This is a genomic window from Sporosarcina saromensis, assembly GCF_054901285.1.
On sequence record NZ_CM142738.1, the window covers coordinates 3042518 to 3060663 of the forward strand.

Genomic DNA, 18146 nt, shown 5'->3' on the forward strand with positions numbered 1-18146 from the left:
TTATTTCATTCCAGACATTTGAATACCTTCCGTGAAATAGCGCTGGAAGAACAAGAATATGAGGAATGTAGGTATAAATGACACGGCAGAACCAGCCATTTCAATCCCAAAGTTCCCTTCTTTTCCAAGCATAGAGGCTAAACCAAGGGTAATCGGAAACATTTTCTCTTGCGTCAAATAAATTAGTGGTTGGAATAAATCATTCCAGTTGGAAATAAATGAAAATGTACCGACTGTCGCAACAACTGGTACAGCGAGTGGCAAAATAACTTTGAAAAATATCTGGATATCATTAGCGCCATCAATATAAGCCGCCTCTTCCAAATCATTTGGTATACTTTGAAGGAATTGTCTAACTAAAAATACTCCCATAATCCCCCACAATTCCGGAACAATTAACGCCCAATATGTATTGATCCATCCGAAGTCAGAGAACATAATATACTTAGGAATAATTAATAGTTGTTGAGGAATCATAATCACCGCCATGAAAATCCAAAATAGAATTTCTCGGCCTAAAAATTGTTTCTTTGCAAAAATATAACCAAGAACCGCACAAAATAGCATTTGACTAGCTACCGGAATAACGGTAATAATTACAGAGTTGAGAATCCATCGTAAAAACATACCGTCTCTCATTATATAAATATAGTTTTTCATTGTTGGAGGGTCCGGTATCCAAAACAGAGGATCTATCTGTGCAAATTGAACATCTTTTAAGGATCCTAAAATCATAATGGTAAAGGGCAATAGAAAACAGAATCCTAAAACAAATAACGCTATATACGTAATAATCTTTTTAACCATTTTGCAGTCTCCTTTCTACGCACATTAACTCTTTTAGTAATGTTTGGAATCTTGCCCCAAGTATTTTCGTTGAATCAATGAGATGATTAAAATAATCGAGAATAATACATAGGATAATACCGCAGCATAACTTAAATTCAAGCTAGTAAATCCTTGTTCATACAAATAATAAACAATTGTTGTCGTTGCGTAACTTGGGCCTCCGCCTGTTAGTAAATAGGCCGAATCAAAAATTTGAAAGGATCCTATTGTTGTTGTAATCAATACATAAAAGTGAATAGGTTTTAATAACGGAAACGTTATATTCCAAAATATTCTAAAGGATGAAGCACCATCTATCCGTGCCGCTTCATACAATCCACGATCAATTGACTGCAGTCCTGCAAAATAGTAAATCATCGTTGTTCCAGCTACTTTAAAAATACTAAGTCCTGCCAATACTGCGAGTGCTTGGCTAGAGTTCGATAAAAACAACTGTGGTTCAATGCCAACGAAGCTTAGGATGTAGTTAACCATCCCTACTTCTGTACCTCCAAATAACCAGCCCCAAATCCCTGCGATGATGACAAATGACGTCACTACCGGCAAGAAAAATATTCCCTTGAAGAAGCCCGCGAACTTTACACGCGAGTTAATAATGACTGCAAGGAGTAATCCTAAAGCCATGGTTGGTAGAATATAATAGACTGAAAACATGACTGTATTCCAAATAGCCTTCCAAGCCAATTTATCTGTCAGTAAATACTTCCAATGCTTTAGCCCGACAAACTCTGGATCACCAATTATTCTCCAGTCCATAAAAGTTAGGTAAAAACTCAATAAAAATGGATAGACCTGAAAAACAATAAAATGGGCAATGACTGGAATTAAAACGATATAAACAATCGCATTGCGCTTCCACTCACGCTTAAGTTTTTTTCCTAGAGAGATCTTATTCTTTTTAGAGCTTAGTATATTACTCAGTGTACTCACCCTTTCACTTGTTTCAGCGGAAGTTCCCCACTTCTATAATTTAGCTAGTTGAATGTTGAAATTTGAGGGGGGTAGTTGTGTTAAGACAGTTTGATTCGGCCAGGTAGTAACAAAAAGCTTGATCGTTACCTGATCAAGCTCTTTGTTATACGAACTATTTTATGAATGGTACGTTGGTTTCATTGATGTGTAACCAAAAATCGCTTTTTTAATTCATTTTTCCCTTAACGGCTTCGGCAGCTGCATCCGCGGCTTCTTGTGGTGTTTTCTTCCCTTCTAACATTGCTTGAATTTCCGCTTGAATCAATGGCATAATGGTGCGTCCTTGTGGGTGGATCACGCCAGGTAATGCATATTGCGTATAGCCTGCAAGCTGCTCAAGATACTTTTGTTCACCAAAGATATCTTTTGCAGATTCACGCGTAGGAATATATTGAGTAACCGTGTTAAATTTCTTTTGATTTTCTGTGTTTGTCATCACTTTTATGAATTCTGCAGCCGCAGCTGGATTATCTGTATTGACCGGTGCCACAAACATACCCGTTGTTCCATACGTCAATTGTTCTTTATGTTTCATCGGTGGTGCAATTACAAATTCAAAATTATCTTGGCTTAATAAGCGGCTAACTGAAATGCCTGAACCTTGCACAGCTAACATTTTTCCGCTTTCCCATAGCCCATCATGCTCCATTGCAGTAATTGAATCTGCTGGTATCCATCCTTTTTCATACATATTATTAATAAACGTAAATGCTTCTACACCCGCTTCATTGTTGATCAAAACTTCGTTATCCTCAGTTACAACATTACCGCCGGCTTGCCATAGGAATGGATATAACGTTCCATTCATTGATCCTCCACCTTGAAAGCTTGTTGCATAAAATCCTTTGTCTTTTGCCTTTGCAGCCCATTTTTCAAACTCTTCCCAAGTTGCAGGCAAATTTTCTGGATCCTCACCAATTGCTTTTACTACGTCAACATTATAAATATAAGTATAGGCTTCTTGTAGAATGGGAAGTCCATATAATTTATCCTTCCAAGTAGTAGACACTAATGCCGTATCTACAAAATCTTCAATATCGAAGCCTTCTAAATAGGGATCTAACTCTAAAAGCATACCTACATCAGCATACTGTGGCATTTGGTCAGGGATTACATAGAATACATCCGGACCATTGTTCGCCGCTAAAGCTGTCAATACTTTTTGGTCACGATTTGCCCAAGGAATTTGTTCGAAGTTTACTTTCACACCTGTTTCCTGTTCATAAGATGCAATGATTTCTTTCCACATTGCTCCTTCAGTTTCTTGGTCTCCTGTAAATGGATGTGCCCAAACCGTTATTTCTCCAGATAGTTCATCCTTACCTGATGTCTCAATTTTTCCTTCATCTTCTTTATTGGTCTCTTCTCGTTCTTTATCCTTTATGTCTGCCTCGTTTGCGCTACAACCAACAATTAAAGCACCCATTAAAATTAATACTAGTAAAAACAGAAACTTCTTCATCCAAATGACCCCTTTCGAATTTTAGTTCATCCTATAACCTAATAAAATTACGACTATATATTCTACACCTCCTCTAATAGCACAATATATGAAAGCGCTGACAATAAACTGTTTTATTATCTAAGTAATCCAGCAGAGTCTATTCGTAAGACCTTCACTATTCGTACTAGTAAAACAAATAACCTGAAATGACTAAATTGACTGTTAATCTGACTTTAGATTACATGAATAATTAGTAAGAGACAAGTCCCTAAAGCGTCTTTAATTGCAATTGCAAAAACTTTCACTCCAAGGTTTTTCATTACTTACCTATTAAAAAAGGTTGCAATTTAGATAGTTTTCAACATATAGTTACTTCAAGAGGTGAGAAATTTGATTGGTTGGGATAACTTCAATAGAGTCGCTTATAGAATGATTGAATTAGCTTATATCAATATACTCTGGATTGTCTTTACACTTATCGGTTTAGTTGCTTTCGGTATTTTTCCCGCTACATCTTCTATGTTTGTAGTCGTTCGTAAATTGATTAAAGAAGAAGAAAGTTTCAAGATATTCCCAGCATTTTGGAATGCATTTCGGGCAGACTTTTTGAAAGTAAATGGTTTTGGCCTTCTTTTCTTAACTATTAGTTACTTCTTCTTTTTTGATTTTTATTTCTTACAACAAAATAGTGGTAAGTTGCAATTTTTGTATCCAATATTAATCTTTATACTTATTTCCGGAACTGTAACGTTCCTTTTCTTCTTTCCCGTCTATGCACATTTCAATTTGAAGTTCTTTCAATACATTAAACAGTCTTTCTTAATTGCCATTACATCCCCTATTGAAGTCATTTTGATTGGTGCTACTGCGGTAGGAATCTACTTTATTACAACATTCATTCCAGGTATTATCCCCTTATTTCCAGGAAGTGTCTTTGCCTATGTAGCTACATTAATAAGTTTCCGGGCATTTGCACGAATAGAAACACGAAAAAACGTACAAATATGAAAAACTGACAGTCATACTGATTCGTCAGTCTTTTTTCAGTTTGGATTATTAATATAGCCGAAAGTTTAAGAACGCATAAAATTAATCATGATCTTTACATACTTCCTAGGCATGAACCTAAGGACGAAATTATCAATCCAAGCTCAACTCACGAAATTCTGTAGATGCGTCTAACTGTCGTCAGTCTATTAGACATGTTTGGTAGAAGCTTGTCGCCTTTCGCGCGCTTTGTTCTTTTTTGTAAACGTAAAAAAACCTCCTAACGTAGAGTTAGAAGGCAGACGTCCATTATGCGGAGCTTAACCGCTCATAGACTGTTGCTTTAACTACGTAAGAAGGTTGATATACCGCGGTTACACCGCACTACTATACGTCCCAGGAGGGATTCGAACCCCCGACCCACAGCTTAGAAGGCTGTTGCTCTATCCTGCTGAGCTACTGAGACATGTTCAATTTGCGATTACTTTTCGCAAAGGACAAATATTATTATAGGCAGGATTTCGAAAAAAGTCAACGCTTTCTTGCATAATTTTTCATTTCAACGGAATGAATTATTTTAAGCTGAAGATTTTTAATGGTTACGCGCAACGTTTCCTCGTTTTCTAAAGTGTTAACGTCATTTGAAACTCCCTCGTAAGCAAGATCCTCGACTTCGTGGTCCCATTCTATTTCCACGAACGATGGTTCATTGCCACCTCTCGGCAACAAAGTGCTCCCTGGATTGACAAATAAGATTCCCTCTTTCATTTCAGCACCGTACAAGTGAGAATGCCCGAATAAAACAATGTCTGCCTGTCGTTCCAGTGCCTCGTAATACAAGGGGAGCATCGAGCGTTTACAATCATGTTCATGTCCGTGTAGGACGAAAATTCGTTTGTCGCCTACTTCGACGAGGAGTGATTCAGGAAACCGGCCGTCTCGGTCACAATTCCCTCTTACCACATGTATGTTATGCAAAAGCGGATCGTCAAGTGACAGTTCACTGTCGCCACAATGAAAAATTGTATCCGCCGGCAGAGCGGAAACGGTTTTCACCGTCTCCACATCACCGTGAGAATCACTCATTACGATAATCTTCATTGTTCTTTACCGAATGATGCCATGAGTGTAGGGAGTTGTTCTTTCAGTTGAGCGAGCGCTGCACCACGATGAGAAATTTCCCCTTTTTCAGCAGGAGTCAATTCAGCCATTGCACGTTGCTTCGCAGGTGTATAAAAGATCGGATCATATCCGAAACCGTTTGTTCCTCGTCTTTCATTTAAAATGAAACCTTCACAACTGCCGGAAAATGTCTTCGTTTCCTGCTGTGGTCCTGCTATGGCGAGTACACAACGGAACCGTGCTGTCCGTTCGTCTTCAGGCACCTCTTGAAGCTCTTCTAGCACTTTGTCGATATTCGCATCATCGTTCTTTGCCGGACCGGCATAACGAGCAGAATAGACGCCAGGGGCACCATTTAGTGCATCGATTTCCAAGCCACTATCATCGGAAATGACCATGATGCCTAATTGCTTCGCTACTTCTTCTGCTTTCAACACCGCATTTTCCTCAAATGTCGTGCCAGTTTCTTCAACGTCTATGTCTTGTTCTAAGTCATTCAAAGTCATTACTTGGATGCCATACGGCTCAAATAACACCTCAAAGTCTTTTGCTTTGCCTTTATTGTTCGTGGCAATCAATACTTTTTTCATGCTTCATCACTTTCCTTTTGTTTAATCTGCTCATGAATGGAACCTAAAGCGTCTTGTTGAATTTCGATTAGACGTTGAATGCCTACTTCAGCCAATTCAACGAGCGCGTTCATTTCTTGCCTAGTAAACGTCGCTTCCTCACCAGTCCCTTGCAATTCAACAAATTCACCCGCACCTGTCATAACGACATTCATATCGACTGCAGCTGCAGAATCCTCCACATAATCAAGGTCTAGGATAAGCATGCCTTCCTCTGTCTTCCCAACACTGACGGCAGCTAAGTAATCACGGATTGGGAACTTTTTCAGTTCCTTTTCACTCACTAACTTAGCGACTGCCATGCTCATTGCCACAAAGGCACCTGTAATCGAAGCCGTTCTCGTTCCGCCATCTGCTTGTATGACATCACAGTCAATCCAAACTGTTCGCTCTCCGAGTGCTTCCAAGTCAACGACTGCACGCATCGCACGGCCAATTAGACGTTGAATCTCCATTGTCCTTCCGCCTACTTTCCCTCGGGAAGATTCACGTTGCGTACGCTGCCCTGTCGCCCGTGGAAGCATTGAGTATTCCGCCGTCACCCATCCTTGTCCACTTCCTCTAAGAAAAGGAGGCACTCGCTCTTCAATGGACGCCGTACAAATCACCTTCGTATTTCCAACAGAAATGAGCACTGAGCCTTCGGGATGAAGCAAATAATCCGTTTCAATTGTTACATCTCTTCCTCTATCAGCAGTTCTTCCATCATGTCTCATGTCGGCTACCTCCACATTTCAAGTTCAGCATTCATCTTATCATAACCATTTTCATCAAAGCAAAAAACCGGACACCTGAATTGGTATCCGGTCTAGAGAATAATATGTCGAACATCTGGATTTTGCAATTCTAGCCAATCCATCGCAATGGATGAAAAGCCTTCCAATGAGCCTGTTGTATAAAATAAGGGTGCAATCCCTGTATTTTGTTCATTCAACAACCCGAAATGATCCAATGTGTTACGTACATCCTGAACCGTTTCGTTCGCAGATGAGACAATGGCGACTCCTTCGGGCAATTGTGCTTGGATGTGGTCATGCAAAAGGGGATAGTGCGTGCAGCCTAAAATCGCCGTATCAAAATCGATATGAACGAGTGGATTTAACGATTTCTCCATAATCGGACGAATATCCAAGCTTTTATACTGTCCACTTTCTACGAGAGGTACGAAATCCGGACAGGCAAGCTGGTATGTTTGGGTAGCATTTGAAATTGCCGTAATGGCATGTTCATACGCTCCACTTTTCACCGTTCCTACCGTTCCCAACACTACGATTCTCCCTGTAGTCGAGACGCGTACCGCAGCTCTTGCACCGGGTTCAATGACTCCTACTACAGGAAACGCAAATTGGTTGCGCAAATCATCCAGTGCTACTGCGGTCGCTGTATTGCAAGCAACTACCAACATTTTTATACCCATTTCTGACAATGCATACGCCATTTCTAACGTGAATTGTTTCACTTCTTCGACTGAACGTGGCCCATAAGGACATCTTGCATCATCGCCGATGTAGATGATTCGTTCTGCCGGTAATTGGTTAAGCATTTCTTTTACGACGGTCAACCCGCCCACACCTGAATCGATGACGCCGATCGGTGCTTGTTTTGTGGCCTTCAATCCTTGCTCATCTCTTCATGCAATCTCGTCATCAACTGCAGGAACTGTGTAATTTCCTCTTCCGAAAAATCATCGAGGACAGAGCCTAAGTATTTACGACGCTTATCAATTACTTCTTCAATGATTCTTTCGCCTTCATCCAATAGATGTATACGCACAACCCGACGGTCTTGTTCATCACGCACACGTTTTACGAGCTTGTTGTTTTCCATACGGTCTACAAGATCAGTAGTTGTACTGAAAGCTAAATACATTTTATTGGATAAATCACCAATCGTCATATCACCATGCTCGAATAACCATTGCAATGCGACGAATTGTGGAGGAGTAATTGAATAATTGCTTAATATTTTACGACCTTGTTGCTTAATAATTCCGGATATATACCGCAGTTCTTTTTCCATCTGTGCAATGTTATCCAAACTATCTCGATTATGCTCATTGTTAGTTGTCACGAATACCAGCTCCCTGAAAACGAATACTGTCTACTTATTGTCACCTTTTTCGACACATAACGCAACTTTTTTTACATGATTGTCACGTATATATTTTTTCCAGGGATGATAAGCGTGTTTACTTATCACTTCTTCGTGCGTTTGCGAATGCTACTATCCATGTAATCTAGTTTAATTTCAACTCCCCTAATCGCAGTAATTCGACAATTGCTTGAGCCCTTCCAGAAACCCCTAATTTCTGAATTGTATTCGAAATATGGTTCCTGACGGTTTTTTCGCTAATGCCGAGCCGCCCTGCGATTTCTTTCGTCGTATGATCGTTTACTAATAGATCGAAGATTTCCCGTTCTCTAGCTGTAAGCAAAGAACGATTTTTCATTTCTCCTGTCAAGACGCGCCCCCTCCTATCCACGTTCACTTTACAATATGTGAGGACGGTCTAGGCTGTGCCGGCTCGTTCATCATTTTAGAGAGAAAACGCAGATTTTTGATATTCTTTCCAAGGCAATGCTTTTCCCGTGAATTTATCGATTTGGACGATTGAGCCTCTCCCTGTAAAAACAACCTCATTTTTTGCGTTCTTCGCCATATAATGGAGATCGACAGAGCTGTTTCCGATAGCAGCAGCTTTCACAAAAATCGACAATTGTTCATCAAAAAATACTTGTTTCATATAGTCACATTGTAGATCTGCCACAACAGGAATAGCTGCACCTTTTGGATCAAGCCACTCTTCCATATGACCAATCGTTTTTAAAAATTCGATCCTAGCGTACTCGAAATAAGTGAAAGTGACTGTGTTGTTCAGATGACCATACATATCCGTTTCAGAAAAACGTACTGAAACAGGTACTGAAAACGTAAATGATTGAATCCATTTCTCCATATCCTCAATATATGCAATCCTCATGTACTGCTCCCCCTTGATTATCGAAGTAAATAATACATAGTAATTTTTTCAGCCTGATTGAAAACGCTTGTCAGCCTAGGCGCGAAGTCGAGCGAAGACGCGAATAGAACAAAAGTTCATGAGCGGACGAGCAAGACGAGCAACAACGGATGCGAGCGTTTGTCAACAGGCTGAAATGAATGAACATTCATTCTTTTATTATACTCGAACAAAGAAGAACAGCAAACAAAAACAACCCTTCGCGTATCAGTGATACGTAAAGGGTTGTTGGAAGTTGAATTAATCAACCATATGATCGCTTCCGAAGAAGTTCTTGAACATTTGTACAGTTGTATCACGGTTTAATGCCGCAATGGATGTTGTCAATGGAATTCCTTTCGGACATGCCACTACACAGTTTTGAGAGTTACCGCACTCTCCGATTCCACCGTCTGCCATTATTGTCGCTAGACGTTCGTCTTTGTTCATCGCACCTGTTGGGTGTGCGTTGAAGAGACGTACTTGTGAAAGCAATGCTGGACCAATGAAATTCGTTTTGTCGTTCACGTTCGGACATGCTTCCAAGCAAACGCCGCACGTCATACATTTCGATAATTCATATGTCCATTGGCGTTTCCGCTCAGGCATACGTGGACCTTCACCAAGATCATACGTACCGTCAATCGGAATCCATGCTTTTACACGCTTCAAGGAATCGAACATGAAGTCACGGTCTACGACTAAGTCCCGTACAACCGGGAACGTTCTCATCGGTTCAAGACGGATTGGTTGTGTCAAATGATCGACCAATGCTGTACATGATTGACGAGGGCGTCCATTGATGACCATCGAGCACGCACCACAAACTTCTTCTAGACAGTTCATGTCCCAGTTAACAGGCGTCGTTTTTTCACCTTTTGCATTAACCGGATTACGACGAATTTCCATAAGCGCTGAAATCACGTTCATATTCGGACGATACGGGATCTCAAAGCTTTCCATATAAGGTGTAGATTCCGGCGTATCTTGACGTTGTATTTCAAATGTCACAGTCTTCGTTGCAGTCGGTTGTTCTTGCACAGCTGTTGTTTGCTCACTCACTTCTGTCAATCTCCTTTCTTCGCAGAATAGTCACGTTTACGTGGCGGAATTAAGGATACATCCACTTCTTCATAAGAAAGGATCGGTGCAGATTTACCATCGAACTCTGCAATTGTCGTTTTCAAGAAGTTTTCGTCATCACGGTTCGGGAAGTCTGGCTTGTAATGTGCTCCACGGCTTTCATTACGGTTAAGCGCACCTAACGTGATTACGCGTGCCAAGTAAAGCATGTTCTTTAATTGGCGTGTGAATGTAGCACCTTGGTTCGACCATTGTTGCGTATCAGTAATGTTGATGTTTTCATAACGTTCCAAGAGCTCTTGAATTTTATCATCAGTCGCTTGTAATTTATCGTTGTAACGAACAACCGTTACATTGTCTGTCATGATTTCACCGAGTTCTCTATGAAGCATGTACGCATTTTCTGTTCCATCCATCTTCAATGTTGCATCCCACTTCTGTTGCTCATCTTTGATGGCTGCATCGAAAATCGAAGAAGGTAATTCATCCGCAGTGCGTTTCACGCCGCGCATATACTTAACTGCTTCCGGACCTGCAATCATACCACCATAGATAGCGGATAGAAGTGAGTTCGCTCCAAGACGGTTTGCACCATGTTGTGAGTAATCACATTCACCAGCAGCAAATAGACCAGGAATATTCGTTTGTTGTTCATAGTCCACCCATAGTCCGCCCATTGAATAGTGAACAGCTGGGAAGATTTTCATTGGCAATTTACGTGGATCGTCTCCAGTAAACTTCTCGTAAATCTCAATGATTCCACCAAGTTTAATATCAAGTTCTTTTGGATCTTTATGAGAAAGGTCCAAATACACCATGTTTTCACCGTTTACACCGAGTTTTTGATTGACACACACATCAAAAATCTCACGTGTTGCGATGTCACGTGGAACGAGGTTACCGTAATCCGGATATTTTTCCTCTAGGAAATACCATGGTTTACCGTCTTTGTATGTCCAGATTCGTCCACCTTCACCACGTGCTGATTCACTCATGAGACGAAGTTTGTCATCTCCTGGAATAGCAGTCGGATGGATTTGGATGAACTCACCGTTTGCATATTTTGCACCTTGCTGATACACGATTGAGGCAGCAGAACCCGTGTTGATAACTGAGTTTGTTGACTTACCAAAGATTATTCCCGGGCCACCAGTTGCCATAATGACTGCATCCGCTGGGAAAGCTTTGATTTCCATCGTTTTCATATCTTGCGCTTTAATACCACGGCAAATTCCTTCATCATCCATAATGATACCTAGGAATTCCCAGTTTTCGTATTTCTGAACGAGCCCGGCAACTTCATGACGACGAACTTGCTCGTCCAATGCATAAAGAAGTTGTTGACCTGTCGTTGCACCCGCAAACGCTGTACGGTGATGCAATGTTCCACCAAATCGGCGGAAATCGAGAAGACCTTCTGGTGTACGGTTGAACGTTACACCCATACGGTCCATGAGTCGGATAATTCCAGGTGCCGCTTCTGCCATTGCTTTTACAGGAGGCTGGTTCGCAAGGAAGTCTCCTCCATATACAGTGTCATCAAAGTGGATGGCTGGTGAATCGCCTTCACCTTTCGTATTCACTGCACCGTTAATGCCACCTTGTGCACAAACGGAGTGGGAGCGTTTAACCGGAACGAGCGAGAACAGGTCAACTGCGACCCCTTCTTCCGCAGCTTTGATAGTTGCCATTAAGCCGGCGAGTCCGCCACCTACGACAATCAATCTGCCTTTTGCCATTATTGTTTCACTCCTCAATTTTTACATGTTCTGTAATTTATCTACGATTAATTAGACAAATGCAAATAGCGCTTGAATGCCTATTACTGATAGTACTAAGAAAGCTAGTATTGTAATGTATGAAACAATTTTTTGTGAGTTTGGTGATTGTGCAATCCCCCAAGTAACTGCAAATGACCAAAGGCCGTTTGCCAAGTGGAAAGTTGCTGCAATAACACCTGCAATGTAAAACACGAGCATGAATGGACTAGATAAAATTTCAGCCATCATGTCAAAGTTCACTTCAGCACCCAAAGCTTTTTGGATTCTTGTTTCCCAAATATGCCAAGCGATGAAGATCACAAGAAAAACACCTGTGATACGTTGTAGCAGGAACATCCAGTTGCGGAAAGTTCCGTAGCGCTGAACATTGTTTTTCGCAGTGAAAGCTATGTACACACCATAAAACGCATGAAACATGAGTGGAATATAGATGACAAACCATTCCAAGAAAAGCACGAATGGCAAGTTGCCCATAAAGTTGGATGCGTTATTGAATGCCTCTTCACCGCGAGTTGCAAAATGGTTAATGACCAAGTGTTGAGTCAGGAACAACCCAACCGGAATAATTCCGAGCAATGAATGCAGTCGGCGCAAGTAAAAATCTGATTCTCTCGACAAGTCTTTACCCTCCCTTATTAATGGGATACGCCAATCGAACGTTACCTAATTATCTACTTTTGAGAACGTTGACGGCATGCCCCTTCATGGTACAATATTATAACATGTTCATTGTACTCCTCACATTTAAGGAGGTCAAGGACATGTGAACTTTTCTTGTCGACAACGAAAAGTTCCTTTACGATTCAGAATCCGCTTGAAAGGACTGCATATCCCTTGAACAATGACACGACTGAACAACCGACTCGTCTCGGTTATGAAATAATTAGAGATCATGTACTTCCAACAATATTAGGTAAACACGAGAATGAAATCCTTTATTGGGCAGGAAAAGATATTGCACGGAAATTCCCCATGTTCTCAACCGATGAACTCCCTGCATTTTTTTCGGAAGCAGGTTGGGGGCAACTAACCTTTTCTTCGAATAAACAGCCTAAAGATGAAGCCTGGCTAATTTTACATCAACCCGATCTCACGGTCCTGGAAAAAAGGTCGTACCAGCTAGAGGCAGGATTCCTCGCCGAGCAATTCCAAAAGCTTAACGGCTATTTAGCAGAGTGCTACGCTGAAAAACAAGTGAATAAAAAACAAATCCATTTTATTGTAAAGTGGGACACGAAAACAACCGTGTAAAAAATAGACAATGAATGGGTTCTAGCTACTTATTGAACCCATCATTTCTCTTTTGTAAAGTACAAATGAACGGATTCCGCTACTTTTATTGGCAAACCTGCTTCCTTCAGCTGTTCCGTGGATGCCTCTTTTATCTTTTTCATTGACCCAAAATGTTGCAACAATTGTTTTTTCCGTTTTGGTCCAACTCCCGGCAATCCATCCAACGCCGACATCATTGACTGACTATCCCTTCTTTGACGGTGGAACGTTATAACAAATCGGTGCACTTCGTCCTGAATTCGTTGAAGCAAATAAAACGCTTCACTCGTCCGTTTTAACGGCACTACCTCAACCGGACTTCCATACAGTAATTGAGCCGTTTGGTGTTTATCGTCTTTTGCCAAACCTGCTATCGGGATTGATAATCCTAACTCATCTTCAATGACTTCACGTGCAATCTCCATCTGTCCTTTCCCCCCGTCAATAATGATGAGATCAGGCAGTGGCAAGTCTTCTTTCAAGACACGTGTATAGCGTCTTCGAATTACTTCTCGCATTGCTCCATAATCGTCGTGCGCAGCAGCTGTCTTTGTTTTATATTTTCGATAGTCTTTCCGATTTGGTTTTCCGTCAACGAACGAAACCATAGCAGAAACCGGATCAACTCCACCTGTATGCGAATTATCGAACGCCTCAATGCGCAAGGGTGTTGCAATATTCATTGCAATTCCTAAGTCTTCGCAAGCTCCAATCGTTCGCTGTTCCTGCTTTTCGATAAGTTGAAACTTTTCTCGCAAGGAAATTTCAGCATTTTTCATCGAAAGCTTCAGTAAATCTTTTTTCTTTCCTCGTTGCGGGATTAATACATTCACTTTTAACAACTGTTGGACCAATTCGTGATTAACTCCTTCAGGAAGTAAAATCTCTTTTGGCAAAAGGTGCCCGGACTTTCCGTAAAATTGTCCGATGAATGTTAACATCTCTTCCTCTGGATCTTGGTATAAAGGAAAAAGGGATACATCCCGTTCAATTAGTTTCCCTTGACGCACAAAAAATACTTGGACACACATCCAACCTTTGTCAACTGCATAACCAAAAACGTCCCGATCCGTGAAGTCGTTCATCATCATCGTCTGCTTCTCCATAACCGCCTCGATATTCGCTATTTGATCACGGTATTCCTTTGCGCGTTCAAATTCCAGGTTTTCAGCTGCCGCAGACATTTTCTCCGTCAGTTCCTTTTTAACGGTCTTGTACCCACCGTTTAAAAACCTGCTAATATCATCAACCATTTCTTTATAGGTTTCGTGTGGTATATCTTTTACACACGGCGCAAGACATTGTCCGAGGTGAAAGTATAGGCAAACGCGATCAGGAAGTTTATGGCATTTACGATAAGGATAAAGCCGATCTAATAATTTCTTCGTTTCATGTGCAGCAGTAGCGTTCGGATATGGACCAAAATACTTCCCTTTGTCTTTTTTTAATTGCCGCGTGACAATCAATTTGGGATGACGTTCCGCTGTAATTTTCAAGTACGGATACGTTTTATCATCTTTCAGCATGATGTTATATTTCGGGTCGTATTGTTTAATTAAATTCAATTCCAATATGAGTGCTTCAATATCAGAACCTGTAACGATATATTCGAAATTCTCAATTTCACCAACAAGACGTTGCGTTTTCGCATCGTGGGAACCTGTGAAATAGCTTCTCACCCGATTTTTCAGGATTTTTGCCTTACCGACATAGATAATTGTTCCTTGTCGGTCTTTCATTAAGTAACATCCTGGAAGGTCTGGCAATAAGCTTAGTTTGTGCTCAATTATTTCATTCATCTGCTTCACCTACCAAAAAACCGGGTCCTCCTGAAGGCCCGGTTTTACGTAATGCTTACGCGTGTTTTTCAATCAATTCAGCAAGTTGCTCTTTCGGTTGGAAACCGACAACTTTGTCAACAATCTCGCCATCCTTGAAAAGCACAAGTGTAGGGATTGACATAATGCCATACTCACCAGCAGTTGCTTGGTTTTCATCCACGTCCACTTTTACAATTTTCGCTTTGCCTGCTAAGATCCGCGTCAAGTTCTTCAAGAACCGGAGCGATCATTTTACAAGGTCCACACCAAGTTGCCCAAAAGTCAACGAGCACAAGGCCCTCTTTAGTTTGCTCTTTAAAATCTTGATCTGTCGCATGAAGTACTGCCATGTAATTTCTTCCTCCTTTTAGTAAATCCAACTATGGTTGAATTATAGCATGCCGGTTTAAGGCGGGCGAAGTTTATGCTTACATTCTTGGTTTGCCCGTTTTACGGTTTTTAAAACCACTACTTATGTCTATTGGTTCATATAAAAACTGCAGACACCACACTTTTGGTGTCTACAGTTTATTTCAATTTTACAAGTCACACAATCAGTTCGTCTTGATTTTCTTGATTTCTTCTATCATCATCGGAATGACTTCAAAAAGATCTCCAACGATTCCGTAATCCGCGACTTTAAAAATGTTTGCTTCAGAATCTTTATTAATCGCAACAATCACTTTGGAGTTTGACATACCTGCCATATGTTGGATTGCGCCTGAAATACCTGCAGCAATATAGAGATCCGGCGTGACAACTTTACCTGTTTGGCCAATTTGCAAAGAATAGTCACAATAGTCAGCGTCACAAGCGCCACGAGAAGCACCTACCGCTCCACCTAATAGTTTCGCTAACTCTTCTAAAGTTGCAAATCCGTCTGCACTTTTCACGCCACGTCCACCTGCCACGACCACTTTCGCTTCAGATAAATCTACACCTTCTGTCGATTTACGGACAACTTCACTAATAATGGAGCGTAGGTTTGTAATGTCGACAGCTAATGATGCCACTTCACCGGTGCGGCTGTCATCCTTTTCAAGCGGCGCAATATTGTTCGGTCGCACGGAAATGAATAACAATCCTTCTTTGTTTTTCACTTTTTCAAATGCTTTTCCGGAATAAATCGGACGGACGAATACTGCGTCATCCCCATCGCCTTCAATCGCGGTTACATCTGACACTAATCCTACTGCTAGTTTACTAGCAATTTTCGGAGACAAGTCTTTCCCTAAGGCAGTATGACCAAAGACAATTGCATCAGGCTGCTCCTGTTCATACGCTGCCATGAACGCTTGGCCGAAGCCGTCAGACGTATAATGTTTTAAATGTGGGTGTTCAACCGTAATGACGCGGTCTGCACCAAACTTAATCATTTCTTCCCCTAATGATTGAACCGAATCACCAAAAAGCAAGCCGACGATTTCGCCTCCACCAGCAACTGTCTTAGCTGCTGCGATTGCTTCAAACGAAACGTTACGCAATGCTCCTTCACGAGCTTCACCGAGTACAAATACTTTTTTAGACATATTATGTTCCTCCCATTACAATTTGAATTCCATCAAAGCACTTTTGCTTCTTTATGTAGAAGCTCAACAAGTTCCTTCACTTGGTCGGACAGATCGCCTTCAAGTACACGACCCGCAGCTTTTTGAGGTGGCAAGAAGATTTCAACCGTCTCCGTTTTTGCTTCAACGTCCTCTTCGTCCAAGTCCAAGTCATCTAATTCCAGTTCTTCAAGCGGCTTTTTCTTCGCTTTCATAATTCCTGGTAAAGATGGATAGCGCGGTTCGTTCAAGCCTTGTTGTGCAGTGACGAGTAACGGTAACGATGTTTCAATCGTTTCTGAGTCCCCTTCAACATCACGAACAATCTTGACGGATGTTCCGTCGACTTCAATATTTGTAATTGTTGTCACATAATTAATTCCTAACAGTTCTGCTACACGAGGACCTACTTGACCAGAACCACCATCAATTGCAACGTTCCCTGCAAGGATTAGGTCAGCGTCTTTATCTTTCAAGTATTCAGCAAGTATGGTAGCAGCCGAAAACTCGTCCATTTCGTCAAGATCATCTTCCGTATTAATAAGAACTGCTTTGTCAGCACCCATAGCAAGTGCTGTACGCAATTGTTTCTCGGCTTCTTCGTTGCCGATTGTTACGACAGTTACTTCCCCACCGTTTGCATCACGCAATTGAATTGCTTCTTCAATTGCATACTCATCGTACGGGTTAATGATAAATTCTGCACCATCTTCCACAATCTTTCCGTTTGAAACCGCGATTTTCTCCTCCGTGTCAAATGTACGTTTTACTAATGCATAAATGTTCATCGTACAATCCTCCTCAACGTTTTTAATTCCCTTTGAAATGTGGTTCCCTTTTTTCAATAAAAGCTTGGATGCCTTCTTTTGCATCAGCTGTCACAAACACTTCCCCGAATGAATCGGCTTCAGCTTTTACACCCTCATAATAACTGTCTGTTTTCATATATTGAAGCATGCGTAATGCTGCTTTCATCGCAACAGGGCTCTTTTTAGCAATTTTTCGCGCGAGCTCCATAGTTTTAGAAAGCAATTCCTCTTCTGGATATGCATGATTTGCAAGACCGAGACGCACTGCTTCCGTCCCAGTGATCGGTTCACTCGTGAGGAGCATCTCAGCAGCTTTCGCCGTACCGACATATCGGGGCAAACGTTGTGATCCAGCAAACCCAGGTATTAAGCCGAGTTGCAATTCAGGTAAACCAAGTTTTGCTTTCTCAGTCACCAGACGGATATGACAGCCCATTGCCAGTTCAAGGCCCCCACCTAACGCGGCTCCGTGAATAGCGGCAATGATCGGTTTTGAAAAATTCTCCAACCGCTCAAATACATGTTGACCCGCTGATGATAGTTTTGAAAATTCCTCACCCGTAGAAATGGTTGTAAATTCTTTAATGTCTGCACCTGCCGAGAAAAATTTCCCTTCCCCGTGCAAGACGATGACTCTTACAGCATCATCTTGTTCAACTGCATCGAGCATTTGGTCAATCCCACGAATAAGGCCGCTCGATAATGCATTTGCCGGCGGACGATTTATGGATACAATAGCAACATGTTCCTCAATGGTCATTGATAAGAATTCCATTTTACCCCATCCTTTCGTATGAATAGTGATACTGTTACGATTTCCCCAAGCGTTTACT

General features: G+C 41.4%; 19 protein-coding genes, 1 tRNA gene and 1 pseudogene. 2 read left to right on the forward strand and 19 right to left on the reverse strand.

What is annotated here, in order from left to right; translation table 11 throughout:
- The 3 genes from ACVHUV_RS15595 to ACVHUV_RS15605 form a co-directional block, all read right to left on the reverse strand.
- A complete protein-coding gene (locus tag ACVHUV_RS15595; RefSeq protein ID WP_462085217.1) occupies positions 1-807 on the reverse strand; it encodes a carbohydrate ABC transporter permease in 807 nt (268 codons plus the stop codon).
- A 33-nt stretch (positions 808-840) separates the two neighbouring features.
- A complete protein-coding gene (locus ACVHUV_RS15600) occupies positions 841-1770 on the reverse strand; it encodes a carbohydrate ABC transporter permease (RefSeq protein ID WP_462086925.1) in 930 nt (309 codons plus the stop codon).
- Positions 1771-1987: 217 nt separating this feature from the next.
- Positions 1988-3283 (reverse strand): sugar ABC transporter substrate-binding protein, encoded by a 1296-nt coding sequence (locus ACVHUV_RS15605; protein ID WP_462085218.1) that lies wholly within the window; start codon positions 3281-3283, stop codon positions 1988-1990.
- Between the two features lie 372 nt (positions 3284-3655).
- On the opposite strand from ACVHUV_RS15605, the gene ACVHUV_RS15610 reads away from it, so the two are divergent.
- On the forward strand, positions 3656-4273 hold the full coding sequence (locus ACVHUV_RS15610) for a YesL family protein (protein ID WP_462085219.1): 618 nt from the start codon (positions 3656-3658) through the stop codon (positions 4271-4273).
- A 371-nt stretch (positions 4274-4644) separates the two neighbouring features.
- Here the strand turns inward: ACVHUV_RS15610 and ACVHUV_RS15615 are convergent.
- The 11 genes from ACVHUV_RS15615 to ACVHUV_RS15665 form a co-directional block, all read right to left on the reverse strand.
- Positions 4645-4718 (reverse strand) — tRNA-Arg (locus ACVHUV_RS15615).
- Between the two features lie 65 nt (positions 4719-4783).
- Positions 4784-5353 carry a metallophosphoesterase gene (locus ACVHUV_RS15620; RefSeq protein ID WP_462085220.1) on the reverse strand — a complete coding sequence of 190 codons (570 nt, stop codon included), beginning with the start codon at positions 5351-5353 and terminating at the stop codon, positions 4784-4786.
- Complete coding sequence (locus ACVHUV_RS15625; protein WP_462085221.1) at positions 5350-5964, reverse strand: XTP/dITP diphosphatase; 615 nt, start codon at positions 5962-5964, stop codon at positions 5350-5352. Before ACVHUV_RS15625 ends, ACVHUV_RS15620 begins: the two co-directional genes overlap by 4 nt.
- On the reverse strand, positions 5961-6719 hold the full coding sequence (rph, locus tag ACVHUV_RS15630) for a ribonuclease PH (protein ID WP_462085222.1): 759 nt from the start codon (positions 6717-6719) through the stop codon (positions 5961-5963). The genes ACVHUV_RS15625 and rph overlap by 4 nt, the downstream gene beginning before the upstream one ends.
- A 92-nt stretch (positions 6720-6811) precedes the next feature.
- Positions 6812-7618, reverse strand: a complete 807-nt coding sequence (racE, locus tag ACVHUV_RS15635) for a glutamate racemase (protein ID WP_317942980.1) — start codon at positions 7616-7618, stop codon at positions 6812-6814.
- Positions 7615-8022 carry a MarR family winged helix-turn-helix transcriptional regulator gene (locus tag ACVHUV_RS15640; protein WP_317943023.1) on the reverse strand — a complete coding sequence of 136 codons (408 nt, stop codon included), beginning with the start codon at positions 8020-8022 and terminating at the stop codon, positions 7615-7617. The genes racE and ACVHUV_RS15640 overlap by 4 nt, the downstream gene beginning before the upstream one ends.
- A 217-nt stretch (positions 8023-8239) precedes the next feature.
- A complete protein-coding gene (locus ACVHUV_RS15645; protein ID WP_371389669.1) occupies positions 8240-8452 on the reverse strand; it encodes a helix-turn-helix domain-containing protein in 213 nt (70 codons plus the stop codon).
- Between the two features lie 87 nt (positions 8453-8539).
- Complete coding sequence (locus ACVHUV_RS15650; protein WP_317942978.1) at positions 8540-8983, reverse strand: acyl-CoA thioesterase; 444 nt, start codon at positions 8981-8983, stop codon at positions 8540-8542.
- Between the two features lie 279 nt (positions 8984-9262).
- The gene (sdhB, locus tag ACVHUV_RS15655; protein ID WP_462085223.1) at positions 9263-10072 is read right to left on the reverse strand and encodes a succinate dehydrogenase iron-sulfur subunit; all 810 of its coding nucleotides are present in this window, start codon (positions 10070-10072) and stop codon (positions 9263-9265) included.
- Complete coding sequence (gene sdhA, locus ACVHUV_RS15660) at positions 10069-11823, reverse strand: succinate dehydrogenase flavoprotein subunit (protein WP_317942975.1); 1755 nt, start codon at positions 11821-11823, stop codon at positions 10069-10071. The genes sdhB and sdhA overlap by 4 nt, the downstream gene beginning before the upstream one ends.
- Before the next feature lie 51 nt (positions 11824-11874).
- Positions 11875-12483, reverse strand: coding sequence for a succinate dehydrogenase cytochrome b558 subunit (locus tag ACVHUV_RS15665; RefSeq protein ID WP_317942973.1), 609 nt, complete (start codon positions 12481-12483; stop codon positions 11875-11877).
- Positions 12484-12639: 156 nt separating this feature from the next.
- On the opposite strand from ACVHUV_RS15665, the gene ACVHUV_RS15670 reads away from it, so the two are divergent.
- Positions 12640-13116: a YslB family protein gene (locus tag ACVHUV_RS15670; RefSeq protein ID WP_462085224.1), complete on the forward strand. Its 477-nt coding sequence runs from the start codon at positions 12640-12642 to the stop codon at positions 13114-13116.
- A 41-nt stretch (positions 13117-13157) separates the two neighbouring features.
- Here ACVHUV_RS15670 and uvrC read toward each other — a convergent pair whose 3' ends face one another.
- The 5 genes and pseudogenes from uvrC to ACVHUV_RS15695 form a co-directional block, all read right to left on the reverse strand.
- The gene (uvrC, locus tag ACVHUV_RS15675; protein WP_462085225.1) at positions 13158-14936 is read right to left on the reverse strand and encodes an excinuclease ABC subunit UvrC; all 1779 of its coding nucleotides are present in this window, start codon (positions 14934-14936) and stop codon (positions 13158-13160) included.
- Positions 14937-14991: 55 nt separating this feature from the next.
- Positions 14992-15307, reverse strand: a pseudogene (trxA, locus tag ACVHUV_RS15680) (thioredoxin).
- 204 nt (positions 15308-15511) lie between these two features.
- Positions 15512-16486 (reverse strand): electron transfer flavoprotein subunit alpha/FixB family protein, encoded by a 975-nt coding sequence (locus ACVHUV_RS15685; protein WP_462085226.1) that lies wholly within the window; start codon positions 16484-16486, stop codon positions 15512-15514.
- Positions 16487-16518: 32 nt separating this feature from the next.
- On the reverse strand, positions 16519-17292 hold the full coding sequence (locus tag ACVHUV_RS15690; protein ID WP_371389405.1) for an electron transfer flavoprotein subunit beta/FixA family protein: 774 nt from the start codon (positions 17290-17292) through the stop codon (positions 16519-16521).
- A 22-nt stretch (positions 17293-17314) separates the two neighbouring features.
- A complete protein-coding gene (locus ACVHUV_RS15695; RefSeq protein ID WP_462085227.1) occupies positions 17315-18088 on the reverse strand; it encodes an enoyl-CoA hydratase in 774 nt (257 codons plus the stop codon).
- Positions 18089-18146: the final 58 nt, after the last annotated feature.